The sequence below is a fragment of the Cryobacterium sp. 10I1 genome, assembly GCF_035019805.1.
Lineage (GTDB): Bacteria > Actinomycetota > Actinomycetes > Actinomycetales > Microbacteriaceae > Cryobacterium > Cryobacterium glucosi.
Genome location: NZ_JASJVF010000361.1, coordinates 1 through 2,465 on the forward strand (window position 1 = coordinate 1; position 2,465 = coordinate 2,465).

A 2,465-nucleotide genomic window follows, 5' to 3' on the forward strand; every position below is an offset into this window, starting at 1 on the left:
TCGCATATCGACGTTCGCGGGTCGCGGGAACGTCGATATGCGACACCTCAGGGAAGGGTGATCGGGCTAGTCGACCGGGCCGGTGTACTTCTCGCCTGGGCCCGCGCCGATCGGGTCCGGGATCGCGGAGGCCTCGCGGAACGCGAGCTGCAGCGAACGCAGCCCGTCGCGCAGGCTCCGCGCGTGCATGTCGGCGATGTCGGGGGCGGCCGCCGTCACGAGCCCGGCGAGGGCGTTGATGAGCTTCCGGGCCTCGTCGAGGTCGATCTGCGTGTCGGGGTCGTCGGCAAGCCCGCACTTCACCGCAGCGGCGCTCATCAGGTGCACGCACGCCGTCGTGATGATCTCCACGGCGGCCACATCGGCGATATCGCGGGTTTCCTGGCTGGCATCCTGGCTTGTGCTACTGGTCACTGCATTCCTCTGTTAGACTCGTCCGGGCTCCGAGGTATTTATCTCGGTACGAAAGTGGATAATCTCCCACCCGCGCATACCGCTTCACAAAGGTTACCGGGTTGTTTGCACTCCGCCGTCGTGGCACTGGAAACAGTGGCGCGAAGGTAGACAGGGTGCCGTACGCAGTGTTTGAGCAATAACGCTCCACCATTTCGCACGCGATTTTCCTCTCTTCGTCGCCAGGCGGCATCCGTTGCCTGGCTGTAGTCACGATGCATGAGAGAAGGAGAGACGCATCAGCGATCCCCGTACAAATGACCGTATCCGCGTCCCTGAAGTCCGTCTTGTCGGCCCCGCCGGCGAGCAGATCGGGGTCGTGGCCATTGACGTCGCACTGCGCATGGCACAGGAGGCGGATCTGGACCTCGTCGAGGTTGCCCCTACCTCCAAGCCGCCGGTCGCAAAGATCATGGACTACGGCAAGTTCAAGTACGAGGCTGCGCAGAAGGCCAAGGAGGCCCGGCGCAACCAGGCGAACACCATTCTTAAGGAAGTTCGGTTCCGCCTCAAGATTGACACGCACGACTACGAGACCAAGCGCAAACGCGCCGAAGGCTTCCTCAAGGCCGGCGACAAGGTCAAGGCCATGATTCTTTTCCGTGGCCGTGAACAGTCCCGTCCCGACCAGGGCGTACGACTGCTCCAAAGATTTGCCGAGGATGTCGCGGAATTCGGTTCGGTCGAATCGAGCCCGACTATCGACGGTCGAAACATGGTCATGGTGATTGGCCCACTGAAGAACAAATCAGAGGCCAAGGCAGAGGCCAATGCACATAGAGCTGCTGATAAGGCAGCGAAACAGGAGGAAAAAAATGCCTAAGATGAAGACCCACTCCGGGACTAAGAAGCGCTTCAAGGTAACCGGCAGCGGCAAGATCATGAAGCAGCAGGCCGGTTTGCGCCACAACCTCGAGGTCAAGAGCACCCAGCGCAAGTCCCGCCTGAACCACGACCAGGTGTTGGCCAAGGCCGACGCCAAGGTCATCAAGAAGCTTCTCGGTCGCTAGACCCCGTACCCCTAAAGGAACAAGAAAATGGCAAGAGTAAAAAGAGCGGTCAATGCTCACAAGAGCCGCCGCGTCATCCTCGAGCGCGCCAAGGGTTACCGCGGCCAGCGCTCCCGTTTGGTCACGAAGGCCAAGGAGCAGCTCACTCACTCCTTCACTTACAGCTACCGTGACCGTCGTGCACGCAAGGGTGACTTCCGTCGCCTGTGGATCCAGCGGATCAACGCTGCGTCCCGCCAGAACGGCCTGACCTACAACCGCCTCATCCAGGGCCTCGCCCTGGCCGGCATCGAGGTCGACCGTCGTATCCTCGCCGACCTCGCGGTCAACGAAGCGGCCACCTTCGCCGCCATCGTCGAGAGCGCCAAGGCAGCACTGCCCGCCGACACGTCCGCACCGAAGGTCAAGGCCTAGCCTTCACGCTTCAGCGCCGTTCAGTTCGCGAGCAGTTCGTTCCACCAGCACTCCGCATCACCCAAAACGGGAGCGGGCCCCAGGGCCCACTCCCGTTTTTGCGTTCCCGCGCCCGGAACCGGGTCAGGCGGTGGGGGTCGAGAGGTCGTAGACCGTCGAGCCGCCGACCGTGGTCGCGGTGTATGTCGCGGCCACCCAGGTCGCGATGGCCGTCGCGGTGCTGTCGCCGCCGCCCATGCCGCCGCCCTGGCTTCCGGAGATGTAGTAGCCGACGTCACCGGTCGCGACGTACGCCTGGAACTCGGCGAGGGTCGGCGTCGGGTCACTGCTCCAGCCGCCGATCGCCATCACGGCGACGCCGGTGGACAGTTCGAGCGTCGCAGCGGACTGCGATCCGTCGACCGCCGCGGCCCAGCGAGCCGTCGAGGCCGTGAGCAGGGCGGTGAGCTCGGACGAGGTCGCGGAATCCGAACCCGCGCCGGAGGGAGCGGAGCCGGAGTCGCCGGCGTTCGCCGCGGCACCCGAACAATTGGAATCACACCGGCCGATGACGGTCGCGGCGGCGGTCGAAGCGTTCCTGCGGCACGT

The 2,465-nt window shown here is 63.9% G+C and carries 4 protein-coding genes and 1 pseudogene; 3 read left to right on the forward strand and 2 right to left on the reverse strand.

Annotation, left to right across the window (positions count from 1 at the left end):
• Positions 1-66: 66 nt before the first annotated feature.
• Complete coding sequence (locus tag QN345_RS17945) at positions 67-414, reverse strand: DUF1844 domain-containing protein (RefSeq protein ID WP_323509006.1); 348 nt, start codon at positions 412-414, stop codon at positions 67-69.
• A gap of 277 nt (positions 415-691) precedes the next feature.
• Here QN345_RS17945 and infC point away from each other — a divergent pair, with 277 nt between their 5' ends.
• The 3 genes from infC to rplT are packed head-to-tail and all read left to right on the forward strand — an operon-like array spanning position 692 to position 1,877.
• Positions 692-1,276 (forward strand): translation initiation factor IF-3, encoded by a 585-nt coding sequence (gene infC, locus QN345_RS17950; RefSeq protein WP_134446986.1) that lies wholly within the window; start codon positions 692-694, stop codon positions 1,274-1,276.
• Positions 1,269-1,463, forward strand: coding sequence for a 50S ribosomal protein L35 (gene rpmI / locus QN345_RS17955; RefSeq protein ID WP_134446988.1), 195 nt, complete (start codon positions 1,269-1,271; stop codon positions 1,461-1,463). The genes infC and rpmI overlap by 8 nt, the downstream gene beginning before the upstream one ends.
• A gap of 27 nt (positions 1,464-1,490) precedes the next feature.
• Positions 1,491-1,877 (forward strand): 50S ribosomal protein L20, encoded by a 387-nt coding sequence (gene rplT, locus QN345_RS17960; RefSeq protein WP_134446990.1) that lies wholly within the window; start codon positions 1,491-1,493, stop codon positions 1,875-1,877.
• Between the two features lie 123 nt (positions 1,878-2,000).
• Here rplT and QN345_RS17965 read toward each other — a convergent pair.
• Positions 2,001-2,465: pseudogene (locus QN345_RS17965) on the reverse strand (glycosyl transferase); the annotation flags it as partial.

Excerpts from the sequence above, each read along its gene's own strand:
- rpmI (WP_134446988.1), top strand. The coding sequence starts at position 1,269 with ATGCCTAAGATGAAGACCCACTCCGGGACTAAGAAGCGCTTCAAGGTA.
- rplT (WP_134446990.1), top strand. The coding sequence starts at position 1,491 with ATGGCAAGAGTAAAAAGAGCGGTCAATGCTCACAAGAGCCGCCGCGTC.